23 protein-coding genes are annotated in these 15,298 nt (G+C 68.1%); 9 read left to right on the top strand and 14 right to left on the bottom strand.

Annotated features, from left to right (window positions below; all coding sequences use genetic code 11):
- Positions 1–303: 303 nt before the first annotated feature.
- Positions 304–669: a flagellar biosynthesis regulator FlaF gene (gene flaF / locus Q8N10_RS01285; protein WP_304776724.1), complete on the bottom strand. Its 366-nt coding sequence runs from the start codon at positions 667–669 to the stop codon at positions 304–306.
- Positions 635–1,057: a flagellar biosynthesis repressor FlbT gene (flbT, locus tag Q8N10_RS01280; protein ID WP_304776721.1), complete on the bottom strand. Its 423-nt coding sequence runs from the start codon at positions 1,055–1,057 to the stop codon at positions 635–637. The genes flaF and flbT overlap by 35 nt, the downstream gene beginning before the upstream one ends.
- 242 nt (positions 1,058–1,299) lie before the next feature.
- Between flbT and Q8N10_RS01275 the strand changes: the two genes are divergently transcribed.
- From Q8N10_RS01275 to Q8N10_RS01250, 6 genes are all read left to right on the top strand, one after another.
- Positions 1,300–3,090 (top strand): tetratricopeptide repeat protein, encoded by a 1,791-nt coding sequence (locus tag Q8N10_RS01275; RefSeq protein ID WP_304776720.1) that lies wholly within the window; start codon positions 1,300–1,302, stop codon positions 3,088–3,090.
- The gene (locus Q8N10_RS01270) at positions 3,087–3,548 is read left to right on the top strand and encodes a DUF3429 domain-containing protein (protein WP_304776717.1); all 462 of its coding nucleotides are present in this window, start codon (positions 3,087–3,089) and stop codon (positions 3,546–3,548) included. The genes Q8N10_RS01275 and Q8N10_RS01270 overlap by 4 nt, the downstream gene beginning before the upstream one ends.
- Before the next feature lies 1 nt (position 3,549).
- Positions 3,550–4,278, top strand: a complete 729-nt coding sequence (locus tag Q8N10_RS01265) for an SDR family NAD(P)-dependent oxidoreductase (protein ID WP_304776714.1) — start codon at positions 3,550–3,552, stop codon at positions 4,276–4,278.
- An 84-nt stretch (positions 4,279–4,362) separates the two neighbouring features.
- Positions 4,363–4,692, top strand: coding sequence for a hypothetical protein (locus tag Q8N10_RS01260; protein WP_304776712.1), 330 nt, complete (start codon positions 4,363–4,365; stop codon positions 4,690–4,692).
- Positions 4,693–4,827: 135 nt separating this feature from the next.
- Entirely contained in the window at positions 4,828–5,703 is an 876-nt protein-coding gene (locus Q8N10_RS01255; protein WP_215339903.1) for a MoxR family ATPase, read from the top strand.
- A 78-nt stretch (positions 5,704–5,781) separates the two neighbouring features.
- On the top strand, positions 5,782–6,576 hold the full coding sequence (locus tag Q8N10_RS01250) for a hypothetical protein (RefSeq protein WP_304776709.1): 795 nt from the start codon (positions 5,782–5,784) through the stop codon (positions 6,574–6,576).
- A gap of 15 nt (positions 6,577–6,591) precedes the next feature.
- On the opposite strand, the gene Q8N10_RS01245 is transcribed toward Q8N10_RS01250, so the two are convergent.
- On the bottom strand, positions 6,592–6,963 hold the full coding sequence (locus Q8N10_RS01245; protein WP_304776707.1) for a hypothetical protein: 372 nt from the start codon (positions 6,961–6,963) through the stop codon (positions 6,592–6,594).
- 17 nt (positions 6,964–6,980) lie between these two features.
- Entirely contained in the window at positions 6,981–7,793 is an 813-nt protein-coding gene (locus Q8N10_RS01240; RefSeq protein WP_304776705.1) for a universal stress protein, read from the bottom strand.
- A gap of 109 nt (positions 7,794–7,902) precedes the next feature.
- Here Q8N10_RS01240 and Q8N10_RS01235 point away from each other — a divergent pair, with 109 nt between their 5' ends.
- The 3 genes from Q8N10_RS01235 to Q8N10_RS01225 are packed head-to-tail and all read left to right on the top strand — an operon-like array spanning position 7,903 to position 10,026.
- On the top strand, positions 7,903–8,547 hold the full coding sequence (locus tag Q8N10_RS01235; RefSeq protein WP_304776703.1) for an HD family hydrolase: 645 nt from the start codon (positions 7,903–7,905) through the stop codon (positions 8,545–8,547).
- Positions 8,544–9,059, top strand: a complete 516-nt coding sequence (locus Q8N10_RS01230) for a tyrosine phosphatase family protein (protein ID WP_304776700.1) — start codon at positions 8,544–8,546, stop codon at positions 9,057–9,059. Before Q8N10_RS01235 ends, Q8N10_RS01230 begins: the two co-directional genes overlap by 4 nt.
- 1 nt (position 9,060) lies before the next feature.
- Positions 9,061–10,026: an NAD regulator gene (locus Q8N10_RS01225; protein ID WP_304776698.1), complete on the top strand. Its 966-nt coding sequence runs from the start codon at positions 9,061–9,063 to the stop codon at positions 10,024–10,026.
- A 7-nt stretch (positions 10,027–10,033) separates the two neighbouring features.
- Here Q8N10_RS01225 and Q8N10_RS01220 read toward each other — a convergent pair whose 3' ends face one another.
- The 10 genes from Q8N10_RS01220 to Q8N10_RS01175 all read right to left on the bottom strand — a co-directional run bounded on the left by Q8N10_RS01220 (position 10,034) and on the right by Q8N10_RS01175 (position 15,150).
- Complete coding sequence (locus Q8N10_RS01220; RefSeq protein WP_304776695.1) at positions 10,034–10,489, bottom strand: hypothetical protein; 456 nt, start codon at positions 10,487–10,489, stop codon at positions 10,034–10,036.
- 120 nt (positions 10,490–10,609) lie between these two features.
- Positions 10,610–10,789 carry a hypothetical protein gene (locus Q8N10_RS01215; protein WP_304776692.1) on the bottom strand — a complete coding sequence of 60 codons (180 nt, stop codon included), beginning with the start codon at positions 10,787–10,789 and terminating at the stop codon, positions 10,610–10,612.
- A gap of 62 nt (positions 10,790–10,851) precedes the next feature.
- Positions 10,852–11,781 (bottom strand): sterol desaturase family protein, encoded by a 930-nt coding sequence (locus Q8N10_RS01210; protein ID WP_304776691.1) that lies wholly within the window; start codon positions 11,779–11,781, stop codon positions 10,852–10,854.
- Positions 11,781–12,167: a hypothetical protein gene (locus tag Q8N10_RS01205; RefSeq protein WP_304776688.1), complete on the bottom strand. Its 387-nt coding sequence runs from the start codon at positions 12,165–12,167 to the stop codon at positions 11,781–11,783. The genes Q8N10_RS01210 and Q8N10_RS01205 overlap by 1 nt, the downstream gene beginning before the upstream one ends.
- A 68-nt stretch (positions 12,168–12,235) precedes the next feature.
- Positions 12,236–12,592, bottom strand: a complete 357-nt coding sequence (locus Q8N10_RS01200; protein ID WP_304776685.1) for a response regulator — start codon at positions 12,590–12,592, stop codon at positions 12,236–12,238.
- Positions 12,593–12,637: 45 nt separating this feature from the next.
- A complete protein-coding gene (locus tag Q8N10_RS01195; RefSeq protein ID WP_304776683.1) occupies positions 12,638–12,817 on the bottom strand; it encodes a hypothetical protein in 180 nt (59 codons plus the stop codon).
- Positions 12,818–13,013: 196 nt separating this feature from the next.
- Entirely contained in the window at positions 13,014–13,310 is a 297-nt protein-coding gene (locus Q8N10_RS01190; protein ID WP_304776681.1) for an HU family DNA-binding protein, read from the bottom strand.
- A gap of 178 nt (positions 13,311–13,488) precedes the next feature.
- Positions 13,489–13,923 (bottom strand): hypothetical protein, encoded by a 435-nt coding sequence (locus tag Q8N10_RS01185; protein ID WP_304776679.1) that lies wholly within the window; start codon positions 13,921–13,923, stop codon positions 13,489–13,491.
- Between the two features lie 89 nt (positions 13,924–14,012).
- Complete coding sequence (locus Q8N10_RS01180; RefSeq protein WP_304776676.1) at positions 14,013–14,531, bottom strand: porin family protein; 519 nt, start codon at positions 14,529–14,531, stop codon at positions 14,013–14,015.
- Between the two features lie 82 nt (positions 14,532–14,613).
- On the bottom strand, positions 14,614–15,150 hold the full coding sequence (locus Q8N10_RS01175) for a porin family protein (RefSeq protein WP_304776674.1): 537 nt from the start codon (positions 15,148–15,150) through the stop codon (positions 14,614–14,616).
- Between the last annotated feature and the right edge of the window lie 148 nt (positions 15,151–15,298).

The raw sequence follows: 15,298 nt of genomic DNA, 5'->3' as shown, positions 1-15,298 counted from the left end.
CAGCACCCGTTGCCAGGCTTGGGGTTGCGGCGTCCCGCACACGCCGATCGCCCTGCCCGGTCGCACGAGTGGGGCCGCGCTAGTCGAGTTCGGAGTTCGCCAGGACGGCGGCGTCCGGAGCACCGTTCGGCGCCGGCGACGCGGGAGATCGCGGGTACGCGACGCCGCGCGGACGGGGCCCCGCGACCTTAGAGCGCAGGCCGCAGATTTAAGGTGAAGCTTCAGCAAAATCGGCCCGCGCCCCGGCCCGGAAGCCGACCGCGCGCCGCGATTTCAGATTGATTCGGCTGATTCGCTAGCGGCTCAGGCGGCCTCGGCCGCGCCGCCGCTCAGGCCCTGCATGATCATGCGATTGATGTCGATCAGGTCCTGGATGTCCTCCTGGCCGCGGATCGCCAGGCTGGTGTGTTTGCCGACCCAGATGGCCAGCGAGATGATCGAGGCGCGCAGGGACTCCGGCAGGGCGTTTTCCGGCGCGCCGCAGTCGGTGGCGAAGGCCGACCACATGCGGCGATTCCAGTCGAGCGCATCGGCGCGGCCGCTCAGATCCGAGGGATCGAGCTTGGCCGCCTCCATGAGGGCGCGCGTCACCTGGCCGAAGAGACGATACTCCGTCTCGCGGGAGGTTTCGGCCCTAGCCGCGGTCTGCTGGTACGCTCGAAGCGACATTCGTCCCCAACCTCTGATCTTCGTACTCGATGAGCTTCCGGCAGAGCATCAGCGCCTTGTAGTATTCCTTTTCCATGCAGTGCTTTGAGATCGCCACGCACTCCGAGAGCACGGCGGGGTTCCGGATCACGCCCATGAATTCGGTCAAGCGGTGAACGAACTCGTCGTAGTAGCGGGCGGCGCCGGTCTCATCGAGGTACATCATCATCACCGGGAAGTAGATCCGGCGTGCCGGTGTGTTGACCTCTTCTTGCTGCATGATGTCCTTCTCGCGAAGGACCGAGGCCTTGTTCTGGAGGATCAGGACGCCACGGCGGTCGCCATTCTGGACGACTGCGCCGTTCAGCACGAACTTCTCGCCGGGTTTCAGCGACAATTTCAGCGGCACGACCCAATTCCCCCAAAATAACCTGCGCCGAGACGGCGCGAATTCCTGACTTGGCCTGTCCCGGGCGAAAGCTTCGTTCCGGTACATACGACGCATAACCGGACGTTAGTTAACGACGCCTTGCGACGACCTGCGGCGTATGTGCTGAAAGTCTCAGGCCGCCCCATGGTTAGCTCGGGGTTAACCATGACCACCTGTATTGGCGGCATACTCGCCCAGACGACTCACGAGGACCCCGGTTCATGCCGCGTTCGGCCAAGCCTACCGCCACCTCGCCCCTGGCGCTGGAATCGCGGACCGCGCCCACGCCGATCCGGCTGGCGGCCGAGGCCATGGGGTCGGGCGGCGACCGCACCGCGCTGAAGAAGCTGAACGCCGCCATTGGCGAACTGAAGACCCTGGCGATCCAGCCGCTACTGCAGAGCGCCGTCAACGCCCTGCGCAAGCAGGACCATGAGCGCGGCGCGGAGTGGGCGCTGAAGGCGCTGGAGCAGGACGAGCGCAGTGGCTTCGCCTGGTACATGCTGGCGATCGCGCGCGAGATGGCCGGCGACTTCAAGGGCTCCATCACCTGTTACGAGGCGGCGCTCGCCCTCCTCCCCGACCATGCCGAACTGGCGAACAACCTGGGCCGCCTGGCCTACCGCCTGGGGCAGCTCACGGTGGCCGAGCAGTTGTTCCGGCACTTCCTGGCCCGCTTCCCCGACCACCCCGAGGGGGCCAACAACCTGGCCTGCGCCCTGCGCAGCCAGGGCCGGTTCGACGAGGCGATCGAGGTGCTCAAGGGCGCCCTGACCAAGGACCCCGCCCATCCCATTGTCTGGAACACCCTGGGCACCGTGATGTCCGAGCAGGGTGATCCGGTGAACGCGCTGGTCTTCTTCGAGGAGGCGTTGCGCCAGGACGCGGGCTTCGCCAAGGCGCGCTACAACCGCGGCAACATGCGGATGGCGATGGGCGAGATCGCCGCGTCCCTGGTCGACTGCGAGACGGCGCTGCGCCAGACGACACTGGAGTCCGAGCGACAGATGATGCGTCTGTCGCGCTCCACCATCCTCATCAACCTAGGCCGCATCGGCGAGGGCTGGGACGACTACGAGGCGCGCCTGCATCCGCAGTTCGCCGACTCCACCCAGTTCATCACCGACCGCCCGTCCTGGCGGCCCGGCGAGGCGCTGGCCGGCAAGTCGCTGCTGGTGATCGGCGAGCAGGGCCTGGGGGACGAGATCCTGTTCGCCAACCTGCTGCCCGATGTCATAGAGTCTCTGGGGCCTGAGGGGCGGCTGACCCTGGCGGTCGAGCCCCGTCTGATCCCGCTGTTCCAGCGCTCCTTCCCCACCGCCGAAGTCGGGAGCCACACCACCTTCAGCCACGAAGGCCGGGCCATGCGGACGGTTCCGTTCATGGCGGGTCGCCTGGACAGCGTGGACCTGTCGGTTCCCATGGGCTCGCTGCTGCGCCAGTTCCGCCGCTCGGTGGCCGACTTCCCGCAGCGCGAGCGCTTCCTGATCGCCGATCCGGACCGGGTGGCCCATTGGCGCGAGGTGCTAGCGACCGCACCAGCCGGCATCAAGGTCGGCCTGCTGTGGAAGAGCGCCATCGCCAGCGCCGGCCGCCACCGCTTCTTCTCGCCCTTCGAGCAGTGGGCGCCGATCCTCCGCACCCCCGGCGTCTGTTTCGTCAACCTGCAGTACGGCGACTGCAGCGAAGAGATCGAACACGCCCGGCGGGAGCTGGGAGTGGAGATCTGGACGCCGCCCGGCATCGACCTGAAGCAGGATCTCGACGATCTGGCCGCCCTCACCTGCGCCCTGGACCTCACCCTGGGGTTCGCCAACGCCACCTCCAATATCGCCGCCGCCTGCGGCGCGCCCTGCTGGCTGATCTCCACGCCTGGCGCCTGGCCAAGGGTCGGGACCGACCGCTATCCCTGGTATCCGCAGATGCGGGTCTTCCTGCCGCCGGGCTTCCGGCAATGGGAGGCGGTCATGGACGAGGTGGCCGAGGCTCTGGCGCAGTTCCAGGGGTCATGATCGCGCGCCCGGACACTGGTCGAACGCGCGCGGCGATCCCGCCCCTCGTGCTGATCTATGGGGTGTTGGGGCTCGCGCCGTTCCTGGCGCCCCCTCTGGTCGGCCGGCTCGCGCCGCACCTCTCTGGGCTGGCGGCGACCGGGCTGGCGCTGTACGGCGGCCTCATCCTCTCCTTCCTCGGCGGCGCGCGATGGGGCATGGCGGTCATCGAAGACCGGCCCCGAGGCGCCGTCGTCACCATGGCCATGATCCCGACTCTTGTGGGCCTCGCCCTGCTGATGCTTCCGCCGTCGGCGCAGACCGCCAAGCTGGCGGGCCTGGCCGCGGCCCTGAGCGTGCATCTGGTGTGGGATCTTCGCAGCCCGGGCCTGCCGTCCTGGTATCCGTCCCTGCGGATCCTGCTGACCGCCGGGGCCGTGGTCGGCCTGGTCGCCGGGGCAGCCTTGCTGAGGGGCTGAGATGGCCTCCAGCCTGGCGATCGTCATCGGCGGCTCCGGCGGGATTGGCCGCGCGCTCGCCCAACGCCTGAGCGACAGCCCCGCCCATGATCTTGTGCTGTCGGTCTCGCGCAAGCGGCCCGAGGGCTGGGTCGACACCGGACGCCAGGCGTGGATCGCAGCCGACATCCTGGACGAAGACAGCCTGGTCCGCGCGGCGGCGCATGCGGCCAGCCTTGGCGTTCCCAGCCTCGTCCTGGTGGCCACGGGGCAGCTACATGGACCTGGTCTGGCGCCGGAGAAGACCATGCGTTCGCTCGACCTCGCCGCCCTCACCGCGCTGTTCGCCACCAATGCGGCCGGGCCGGCTCTGGCGGCCAAGCACTTCCTGCCCCTCACGCCGCGAGACAGGCCGAGCGTCTTCGCCGCGCTCTCCGCCCGGGTGGGCAGCATCGGGGACAACCGCCTGGGCGGTTGGTATGGCTATCGCGCCTCCAAGGCCGCCCTGAACATGCTGATCCACACCCTGGCGATCGAACACCGGCGCACCCGGCCACTGGGCCTGTGCGTCGCCCTGCACCCCGGCACGGTGGACACCACCCTGAGCGCGCCTTTCCAGGGCGGCGTGGCCCCGGACCGCCTCTCGTCCCCACAGCGCTCGGCGCAGAACCTGCTGGAGGTCCTGGACAGGCTGAGGCCCGAGGACACCGGCGGCTTCTTCGCCTGGGACGGAACGTCCATCCCCTGGTGATGGCGACAGAGGAACAGGCTGGCGGGCCGTGGGTTACCTCCTGACCGGCGCCGCCCCGCGGGCCTCGCATTCAGGAGTTCACACATGCCCGGCGAGTTCGAGAACGAAGCCGACGGCCAGGACCAAGCCGAGGCCCTGGACGAAACGATTCTGGACGATCGCGAGCAGGTGGGGGAGATGCGCACCTTCGAGGAGCTGCCCGAGGTGCTCGACGTCACCCACGAGCCAGAGGATGACGGCGACGATGAGCTGTTGGCCGACAATGACGACGAGCCGGGCCCGGACGATGTCGAGGGGCCCTTCGTCGTGCACGCTGGCGAGTCCGACGCCGACCTCGACAAGCGGCTCGACGAAGGTCTGAAAGAGAGCTTCCCGGCCTCTGATCCGGTTTCGGTGACGCTGCGTGAGGACTAGGCGTTCCTCAACTTAGGTCCTGGCGCGACGTTCATGCCGCTTGAATGTCGCGGCTGTGCCTTTAGGTTGGGCCCAGGTTGAAACATTTGTTCGAGCGCGAGCGTCTTTTTACGCCCGCCCCTGGAGAGCCCTATTATGAGCGAGCGTCAGCGTTTTGAAGGCACCGACAATTACGTCGCCACCGAAGACCTCAAGGTGGCCGTCAACGCCGCCATCGCGCTTGAGCGTCCGCTGCTGATCAAGGGCGAGCCGGGCACCGGCAAGACCGTCCTGGCCTTTGAAATCGCCAAGGCGCTGGGCGCCGAGATGATCACCTGGCACATCAAGTCCACCACCAAGGCGCACCAGGGCCTGTACGAATACGACGCCGTCACCCGCCTGCGCGACAGCCAGCTCGGCGACGAGCGCGTCAAGGACGTGAAGAACTACATCAAGAAGGGCAAGCTCTGGGAGGCGTTCACCGCCGACAAGCGCCCGGTCCTGCTGATCGACGAGATCGACAAGGCCGACATCGAGTTCCCGAACGACCTGTTGCAGGAACTCGATCGGATGGAGTTCTACGTCTACGAGACCAATGAGACGATCAAGGCCGAGGTCCGCCCGATCGTGATCATCACCTCCAACAACGAGAAGGAACTGCCGGACGCCTTCCTGCGCCGCTGCTTCTTCCACTATATCCGCTTCCCGGAAGCCGAGACGATGAACGAGATCGTGGAAGTCCACTATCCCGGCATCAAGCAGAAGCTGGTCGCCGAGGCGCTGCGCATCTTCTACGACATGCGCAAGGTGCCGGGCCTGAAGAAGAAGCCCTCCACCTCCGAACTGCTGGACTGGCTCAAGCTGCTGATGGTCGAGGACATCGACGCCGCGGCCCTGGCCGAGAAGGATCCCACCAAGCTGATCCCGCCGCTGCACGGCGCCCTGCTGAAGAACGAGCAGGACGTGCACCTGTTTGAACGCCTGGCCTTCCTGGCCCGCCGCGAAGGCGCGGGCTCGCGTCCGGGTCAATAACGCTTACGACGAATTCACTCGACCTGATCGAGGGCTCCGGTCACCGTTGATACGAACGGGATCGGAGCCCTTTTTCTTATGAAGACCCTGCTGTTGCTGGCCGCCTCGGCCCTGGCGCTCACCGCCTGCCAGAGGCCCGCCACCCTGAAGGCCAAGCTGGAGTGCCCCCCGACCGAAGGCAGCCTGACCCGGGTCAGCGCCGCCGCCGACGGGCAGAGCTGCGTCTATCGCGAGAGCGACGGCGCCCAGATAACCCTGACCCGCATGCCGGTGAAGGGCGACGCCGTGGCGACGCTCGCCACGCTCGAGGCTGAACTCAAGACCCTTGGAGGCTCGCCTGTCGCCTCCGGCGCCGACACGGCCGCCGCGCCGGGCGCGGCCGCCGAAGCCGCGCGCGTCGTGGCCGAGGCCCGGGCGGACGCCAAGATCGACGCGGCCATCGACCCCGCGGTCGACGAGGCCGTTGAGGGTCGCCCCAGGATTCAGGCCAAGGTCGACACCGAGACCGGCGAGGAACACACCCAGGTCGACCTGCCGGGCCTGCACATCAAGGCCGAGGGCGACAAGGCCAACGTCCAGGTCGGCCCGATCCACATCAAGGCCGACGGCGACAGCTCGACGGCCACGATCAAGATGTACCGGGACGTCCGCATGCGCGGCGAGGCGTTGTCGCGGGAGAAGCGCGGCCTGCGCGCCACCTTCATCTACGCCGGCGACGACCTCACCGGCGGCTACAAGTACCTGGGCTATGAAGCGTCGGGTCCCAAGAAGGGCCCGATCGTCGTCGCGGTGGTGAAGTCGACCGCCAACAGCCGGCACGACGACATGTACGACGACGTCAAGACCCTGGTCCGCCGCAACGGCGGGACCTGATCGCCCAGAACCGCTCTAGGCCGGCTGGACTTCCACGACCTTGTAGGTCAGGGGCCGGCCGTCCTCGTCGGCGACGGTGACATATTCGCCCACGGCGAACCGATGGTCGCCCAGGCGGTGGACCGGCTCGTCGTCGGCGGTGTCGTCGGCCTCATAGTCGAAGAACCAGCGGGCGCCACGCTTGGCCAGGCGACCGTCGGTGGCCTCCTCATCGGGCGTGAAGCGGCGCACGGTGCACTGCGCCTTGGCCTTGGCGTAGGCCGCTTCGTCGATGTGGCCGTCGGAGGTGAGCGGCGCGGTCAGCGAGTAGCCACGGTGGTCGTCGCCTCCCGCGAACTCAGTGCCCGGATTGCGGGCAAGCCGCATGACGATGCGCGAGAGGCTCATGACGGTACGCTTTCAGTCTAGTGGGAAAGGAACAGGGACGGCTGGTCAGCCGCCAGCAGCGAACGGGTCGTGCCACCGAAGATGAACTCCTGCAGGCGCGGGTGCCCGAAGGCGCCAGCCACCAGGATGTCGGCGCCGGCCTTCTTGGTGGCGTAGAGCAGCAGCGGCGCGGCGTCGCCGGAGTCCGGCAGGATATCGACATCGGCCACGACGTTGCGGGCGGCGAAATAGGCCTGCAGACGCGCGGGATCAAAGCTGCGGGAGCTGGCCTTGGGCGCGGCGAGGATCACCACGCGGGAGGCCTTTTCCAAAAGCGGCATGGCCAGGCGCGCGGCGCGGGAGGCTTCCTTGCCGCCATCCCAGGCCACGGCGATGACGCCGCCGGTCTTGAAGCCCTCGCGCGCGATCAGCACCGGGCGCTGCTCGTCGGCCACCATCTGCTGGAAGGCCTCGGCCAGGGGACCACGCCCGCGCGGCGGATCATTGGTGAAGACCACCACGTCGGAAAGGCGGCTCTCGGCGGAGAGCCCCGCCCAGACCGGGGTCTGCAGGGAGATGAACTCGGCCTTGGCATAGGCGCAGGCGTCCACGGCGGCTCGGGCCTTGATCTCGCCGCCGGCCGCGGCCTCCTTCAGGGATTCCAGGGCGGTGGACTGAACCCCGCCCAGAAAGCCCTCGCCCATCCAGGGCATCACATCGGCGACATCAGCGGGGGTGTAGACACAGGCAAGCTCGGCGCCGAACGGTTCGGCCAGCAGGGCGGCGGCCTTTACGGCGGCCTTGTCGCCCTCGCCGCCGGACAGCGGCGTCATGATTCTAGCCCAGCTCATGTGTTTCCCCTTCACGTTGGTGCACAGTGGTGACGACGATGGACCAGCACATTGATCTTTCTCAAGTCCTGGTTCAGGTCACGAGCTTGAGTGTGAGAGGAACGCGTCGGTGAGGAAAGGGCTGCATAAGACCGCCAAAGAGCCCCGGGCGTGGCAACGGATGCTTTCGGGTCGGCGATTGGACCTGCTTGACCCCTCCCCGATGGATATCGAGATCGAGGACATCGCCCACGGACTGGCCCGCGTCGCGCGCTGGAACGGTCAGACGATCGGCGAGCACGCCTTTTCCGTGGCCCAGCACTCTGTGGTGGTGGAGGAGATCTGCGCCCACATCCAGCCCGATCTGGAACCGCGCTGGCGGCTGGCGGCCCTGCTGCACGACGCCTCGGAATACGTCATCGGGGACATGATCAGCCCGTTCAAGGCGGCGCTCGGCTACGACTACAAGCTGTTTGAGGAGCGACTGGAGCACGCGATCCACACACGCTTCGGCCTGCCGGCCAAGGCGCCGCTGAGCGTGAGGAAGCTGATCAAGCGGGCCGACCGGGCCTGCGCCTTCTTCGAGGCGACCCAGCTGGCGGGGTTCGGGTACGACGAGTCCGTGGAGTTCTTCGACCCGCCGCCGGAGGGCTACGACCTGCACATCGAGCCGTTGTCGGCCGCCCAGGCCCAGCTGCGCTACGTGCAGCGATACCAGGTGCTGTCGGAGGCGGCTGGCTTCTCCGTCGGCCCAGCCGCGTTCGATACCGAGTGAGCGTGCCCTTCATCATCTGCGGGCTGGCCGAGGTTCCCGCCGTGATCAAGGCGCGACGGCCTTCGCACATGGTGACCCTGCTGGATCCGGCCAGCATGATCGCCACGCCGGCGGGGATCGAGGCCGCCAACCATCTGCGCCTGGGGGTCAATGACATCGCAGAGCCCATGGAGGGCATGATCCCGCCCGACGAGCAGCTGGTCCATGACCTGCTGGCCTTCGGAAGCCGTTGGAAGGGGGACGCCCCCATGCTGATCCACTGCTGGGCCGGCATCAGCCGGTCCACCGCCAGCGCCTTCGTCCTGGCCTGCGAACGCAACCCCGAGGCTGATGAGCGGTTGATGGCGCTGGCCATGCGGCGCGCCGCCGGCCACGCCTCCCCCAACCGCCGGATCATCGCGCTCGCCGACGACATCATGGGCCGGCGGGGCCGGATGGCCGACGCCGTGGCGGCGATGGGCGACTACGACTACCAGCGCGCCCAGCCCTTCGATTTCCCGGCCCGGCACTAGGATGGATCGCGCGGTGATCATCGGGCTGTCGGCGGTGGTGGTGGCCATCCGCGACGGCCAGGCCGTGGTGCTGACGGTCCGGCCCCGGGGGCAGCATGCCGGCCTGCCCTTCGGCCCCTTTGACCCTGACGGCCACCGGACCTTCGAGCTGGCCCTGCGCGCCTTCGTGACGGCCCAGACCCGGTTCGATCTCGGCTATGTCGAACAGCTCTACACCTTCGGCGACAAGGGCCGTGACGCGCCCCTGGCCGACATGGGCGTCGGGACAGGGGCCGCGCGGGTGATCTCGGTTGGCTATCTGGCCCTGACCCCCCAGGCGGTGGACACCCACGCCCCCGACACCACCTGGGCCGACTGGAGCCGGTTCTTCCCCTATGAGGACTGGCGCGAGGGCCGCCCCGCCGCCCTGTCGGCCCTCGAACCCGCCCTGCGACAGTGGGCGGGGGCGGCGCCGGGTCCGGAAGCCAGCCGCCGCCGCTCGGCCGCCCGCCTGCTGTTCGCCCTGGACGACGCGCCCTGGAACGAGGAGCGGGTGCTGGAGCGCTACGAACTTCTCTATGAGGCGGGCCTGGCGCCGGAAGCCGCCCGCGACCGGGGCGAAGGGGCGCCCTCCCCCGCCCTGGCGGCGGCCATGGGCGAGCCGATGTTCTCCGACCACAGGCGGATCCTGGCCACGGCCCTGTCGCGCCTGCGGGGCAAGCTGAAGTATCGGCCGGTGGTGTTCGAACTGATGCCCGAGGCCTTCACCCTGTCCTTCCTGCAAAGGGCGGTGGAGGCCATCGCCGGCGTGCCGCTCCACAAGCAGAACTTCCGCCGGGCGCTGGAGCGCGCCGACATGGTGGAAGGACTGGGCCGGATGGACACCGACACGGGCGGGCGGCCCGCCGAATTGTTCCGCTTCCGCCGTGAGATCCTGGGCGCGCGGCCAGTCTCGGGCCTCAGCCTGCCGCTGCTGCTCCGCGACTAGACGGCCGTTAATACCAGGACGCGGGCGGCTTGGGCAGGGTCTGGGCGTGTTCGACGCAGTCCCGCAGGCCCGGCGTCAGGTCGGCGCGCAGGATAGCGGCCTTGTCGGGCCGGCCGTCACCGTGTTTCAGGGCCGCGTACCAGCCCGGCAGCAGTTCGTCGATGACGCGCTTGTCCGCCTCCGGCCCCACCTGTTTGGCCAGGATCTCGGCGTCATAGATGATGCGGTCGGCGACCGCGTAGATCTCGCGCATCAGGTCGAGGTCGGCCTGGGTCGGATTGTTCTCGGGCTTGGTGAGCCCAATGAAGCCCCCCAGGCGCAGCTCACAAAGATGGTCCTTGCGCAGGTAGTGGAGCCTGGCGTCCTCCACGTGTTGGGTCACCGGCTGGGCCGAGGCCGGCGGACCAGCCGCGAGGAGGGCGCTCGCCGCAAGGGCCGACAGGATCGGAACTCTCATGCTCATCACGCACCCCCCGTTTGGCGCAGGCGCGCCGAATGCGGCCTGGGCCCACGGGAAAGGATACACCTGTCCGGCGCAGAGGCCGAATCGGCGCGCGCGCAGGCGGGCGGGGGTCGGCAGGGGTCAGTGGCGCGGGTCGAAGATCGAGGAGAAGCGCGAGCCGGGGAAGGCGCGGCGGGCGTACTGGCGGTCCGGAGTCTCGCCGGGCCGGCGCTCCTCGGCGAATTCCGCCAGGACCTTCAGCAGACGCACCATCGGATCGTCGTCGATGAGCACGATCTTGTCGCTTGGGTGAAGCTCCATGCACCATCAACGGGGACGCCATGGCGAAGGTTCCCGCTTGGCGCGAACGGGCTGCCTCGAGCCTAGGCGGCGACGTCGGGGGAGTTGGGCTTGGCCTGGTCGGCGGCCCACTGGGCCTTGAGGGTCGCTGAGGTGTCGCGGGAGCCATCGGGGCTCCAGCCCGGGGGCCCGAACAGGTAGCCCGCGGCCTCACGAAGGGAGCGCGACCCTGCCAGGTCCTTGGCGATTCCAGCCCATTCATGAAACGCGACGCGCAAGATGTTGAAGCTGCTGAGGTTCTTGACGATGCCGTAGCGCGGCGTCTCCTCGTCCAGCTCCGGCTGGAAGGTGCCAAACAGCCTGTCCCAGATGATCAGGATGCCGGCGTAGTTGCTGTCGAGGTAACGCGGATTGCGGGCGTGGTGGACCCGGTGGTGCGAGGGCGTGTTGAATACCGCCTCGAACCACTTCGGCATCCGGCCGATGGCCTCTGTGTGGATCCAGAACTGGTAGACCAGACTGATCCCCTTCTGGATCGCCAGCATGGCCGGCGGGAAACCCAGGAAGGCCAGCGGCAGCCAGAGCGCCCAGGTCCCAGCCAGGCCGCCGGTCCAGGTCTGCCGCAGGGCGGTGGACAGGTTGTAGTGCTGGGACGAGTGGTGGTTCACGTGCGCCGCCCACCAGAACCGCCGCTCATGGCTGAGGCGGTGGAACCAGTAATAGGTCAGATCCTCCAGGAAGAAGATCGCCACCCAGGCCCAGATGGCGGTCATAGGGATGTCGAAGACCCGGTGCTGCCAGACCCAGACCGTGGCGGCCACGGCCGCGCCGCCGGTGAGCACGCCGGCCACATTGCTGCCCAGGCCCATGCCCAGCGAGGTCATGGTGTCCTTGGTCTCGTAGTGGCTCTTCACCGCCTTGAAGCGGGTGAGCGCGATCTCGAGAATGATGGTCAGGACAAAAAACGGGATCGCCAGGGTGACCGGGTCGAACTGGGCCTTGAGCGGATCCATCAGGCCGCCCCCGCGGGAGGCCAGGAGTCGAAGGCCAGGCGCGCGCGGGGCGCCGAGACGTCTGCGAGGTCGAGCTTCAGCACCCCGTCGCGGAAGCTGGCGGCGACGGCCTGGGCCCAGGGGATGTGGCGGGCGGCGTAGCCGTCGCCCACCTCGCAGAGCACCAGGGCCGAGGCGCCGGAGCGGGCCAGGGCGCCGCGACCGTCATTGGTGACCCAGAGAGCGTCGAGAGCCCTGCCCGGGAACTCATCGGCGAACAGGGCCCGGGCGCGGGCCTCGCTGAGCGGCGACATCGGCTTGGCGATTTTCGCCCAGGCGGCCAGGGCCACCAGCAGGGCCACCGCCGCGAAGGATCCAGCGAACTGGATCGCGAATTGTTTGTCCAAGGCGTGTTCTCCCTGACGGGAAAGTCCGCCGTGGGCGGACCAGCGTCAAGGGGCGCGGACGCCGCAATCTAGGCCGCCAGGGCGCGCCTAAGGCAGGTGACAACCTGGTCAGCGTGATAGGGCTTGGAGACGAAGTCGCTGCCCTCGGGCAGTCCGCCCGAGAGGTCCGCGCCACCCGTGGTCACCAGGATGCGGACGTCGGGCCACCGGGCGTGGACCAGCTGCGCCAGGTCGATGCCGTCCATGGAGCCCGGCATGTTCACATCGGTGAACACCGCGCAGATGTCGTCGTGCCTGCTGAGGAGTTCCAGCGCCTGCTCGGCGTCATCGGCCTCGATGACCGTGAACCCCGCCTCCTCTAACCCAACAGCGGCCGTGAGCCGGACCAGGATTTCATCTTCAACCAAAAGCACTAAGGGCGACATGGTGGAGCAACTTGCGGGGTTGGCGGAAGTTCCGGGTTCTTGCGATCAGTTCGCAGGCGGTTCGAACAGATAGGCCCACGGATAGCCGTGCGGCGCCGGTTCGCCCGCCGCGATCCGGTCCAGGTCGCGGCGCGCCTTGGCGCTGAGGAACTGGGCGTAGGTGATGATCTCGGCGGTCGGCTCGAGAGCTTCGGCGGGATTGGTGTCGGGGGCCTCGGTTTGCATGGCGTCACCTCTGTTGCGGCCTGGGCCGCGATAACCGCCATGAAGCGCCTGCCCGCCTGAATGGGCATGGAAGCGGCCCGTTGGCTGGCGTTCAGGTTCCCTGGCCTTGCCCGTGACAGGCGGCGGAAACAGAACAGGGCCGCCCCATGGGGACGGCCCTGCCTGCAATCGGTCGCGCGGGTGACCCGCGCGGGACTTACTTCTTCTTGGCGGGCGCGACGCCGTTGACGGCGTCCTTGAGGCCCTTGGCGGCGCGGAAGCGCACGGCCTTGGAGGCCGGGATCTTGATCGCTTCGCCGGTGGAGGGGTTGCGGCCTTCACGGGCGGCGCGGGCGCCGACGTCAAACACGCCGAGACCCGACAGACGGACATCGCCGCCGCCGGTCAGAGCGCCCGAGACGGTGGCGACCATGGCTTCCAGCACGCGGCCGACTTCGGCCTGAGTGGTCCCGGCGGCAGTGGCGACCTGTTCGATAAATTCAGATTGGGTCATGTGACCTCCGGTTGTCTTTGTTGCGCCCCGCGTATCGACGCAAGGGAGGCAAGGGTTTGCGCAGATTCGCAGGCTATGGCGACCTTGACGCAAGGGAAACGGGGCCTCGAGACCCGGTTTTTGGGCAAAATAGCGCGCATTCGTCGCGGAGGAGAGGCGTATGAACCCCTCCAGGACGTCATCGGTCGTCGCGCAGGTACACCACCTGGCTGCGACCCGAGCTGATCAGGTGACCCAGCAGGAAGCCGGCGGCGGCCGCGATGCCGAGGGCCACGTAGGGCTTCTCACGCACTAGGACGTCGGTGTCGCCGAAGCGTTCGACGGCGCGTTCCTTCACCTTGCCATAGACCTCCTGGCCCTTGGCGACGACCACCTCGGTCTTGCCTTCCAGCAAGGTGCGGGCGGCGCTCAGCAGGCTGTGGGCGGCTTCGTTGAGGGCGGCGGGCGCCTTGCCAAAGGCGTCGGCGGCTTCGTTGAGGGAGCCGGCGGCGCTGACCTTGGCGTTCCTGGCCGAGGCGGCGACCGGATCGAGGGCGGCGGTGGCGTCCGCCAGATTGGCGGCTGTAGCGTTAGCCGTGGTTCCGTTGGCGGAGGAGGTCATCGGGTCGGCCATGATTTTTCTCTTCGGATAGGGGATCAGGCCCCCAAGGGCGGGGAGCCGGGCGCGACATCAACGATGTCGGCCCGGCCAAGGTTCCGAACCTAGAACTTACGCGTGTAGGCGACCACCCAGACGTCGGCGGTGTCCTCCGACTTCATGAAGTCATGGTGGGTGTAATCCAGCCGGACGCCATTCTTGTCGTCCAGGAAGTACTGGCCGCCGGCGCCGAAGTTCCAGCTGGTGTTGCGGTCGGTCGCCGAGCCGCCGGCGGCCGTGAAATTCAGCTTGGTTTCGCCGTACCCAGCCCGGACGAACAGGTCGGCGCGCGGGGTTATAGGCAGGAAGCCGACGCCGTAGATGGCCGCCTGATGCTCAACCTCCACCTCGAGGGGGATGCCGGACACCTGGCCATCGCCGGACTTCACACCCTTCGAGAGCTCGACCTCAGCGCCGAAATAGGGGCTCAGGCGGGCGCCCAGGCGCGCCTGGACCGCGCCGGCGTCGGCGTCGGTCACATGATGGTTGGCATAGCCGAGCGAGCCGTAGATCGGCGACTGGGCCAGGGCGGCAGCAGGAAGGGAAAGGGTCAGGGCGGCCGCGAGGCCAAACAGGGTCTTCATGGTCTTGGTACTCCAAATTGCGGCCCACACCCCGGCCGGAAAGGGCGCGGCGCCACGGACGATCCGCGGCGCCGCCTGGTGGTCAGAACTTGCGCGTGTAGCCGATGGCCCAGACGTCGGCGTTCTCGCTGGCGTCCTTGAAGTCATGGCGGGTGTAGTCGAGGCGGACACCGTTCTTGTCGTCCAGGAAGTACTGGCCGCCGACGCCGTAGTTCCAGCTCTCGCCGTCATCGGCCGCCGAGGCCCCGGCCGCGGACGCCTTGATCTTGGACGTGCCGTAGCCGACGCGGGCGAAGAGGTCGGCCTGGGGCGAGACCGGCAGGTAGCCCACGCCGTAGATGGCGGCCTGGTGCTGCAGCTTCACGTCCACCGAGGTCCCGGCGACATTGACGCTGTCTTCCTTCACGCCGGCGGCCAGTTCACCCTCGACACCGAGGTATTGGCCAAAGCGGGCGCCGACGCGGCCCTGGACCGCGCCCAGGTTCACGTCGTCGATGTTGGCGTTCGCATAGCCAAGCGAGCCGTAGACGGTGGTGGGGGAGAGCGACTGCGCCGAGGCGATGGCGGGGACGGCGAACGTCATGGCGGCCGCGGCCGCCAGGGTGATGAGAGACTTCATAGGTTACTCCAACTCTTTGGTTCAGCTCCCCAGCACCGCCTAAGACGCCTCCAAACACGGCGGCCCTAGGTCAGTTCCCCGACATTCGGCGGAAACAATGTGGCGGGGGCGGAGGTGTGCCTCAGGGGGCACAGGTCGGCGCTCAGGG

It is taken from the genome of Phenylobacterium sp. (assembly GCF_030693625.1).
Lineage (GTDB): Bacteria > Pseudomonadota > Alphaproteobacteria > Caulobacterales > Caulobacteraceae > Phenylobacterium > Phenylobacterium ferrooxidans.
This window is presented reverse-complemented; position numbering and strand designations above follow the sequence as displayed.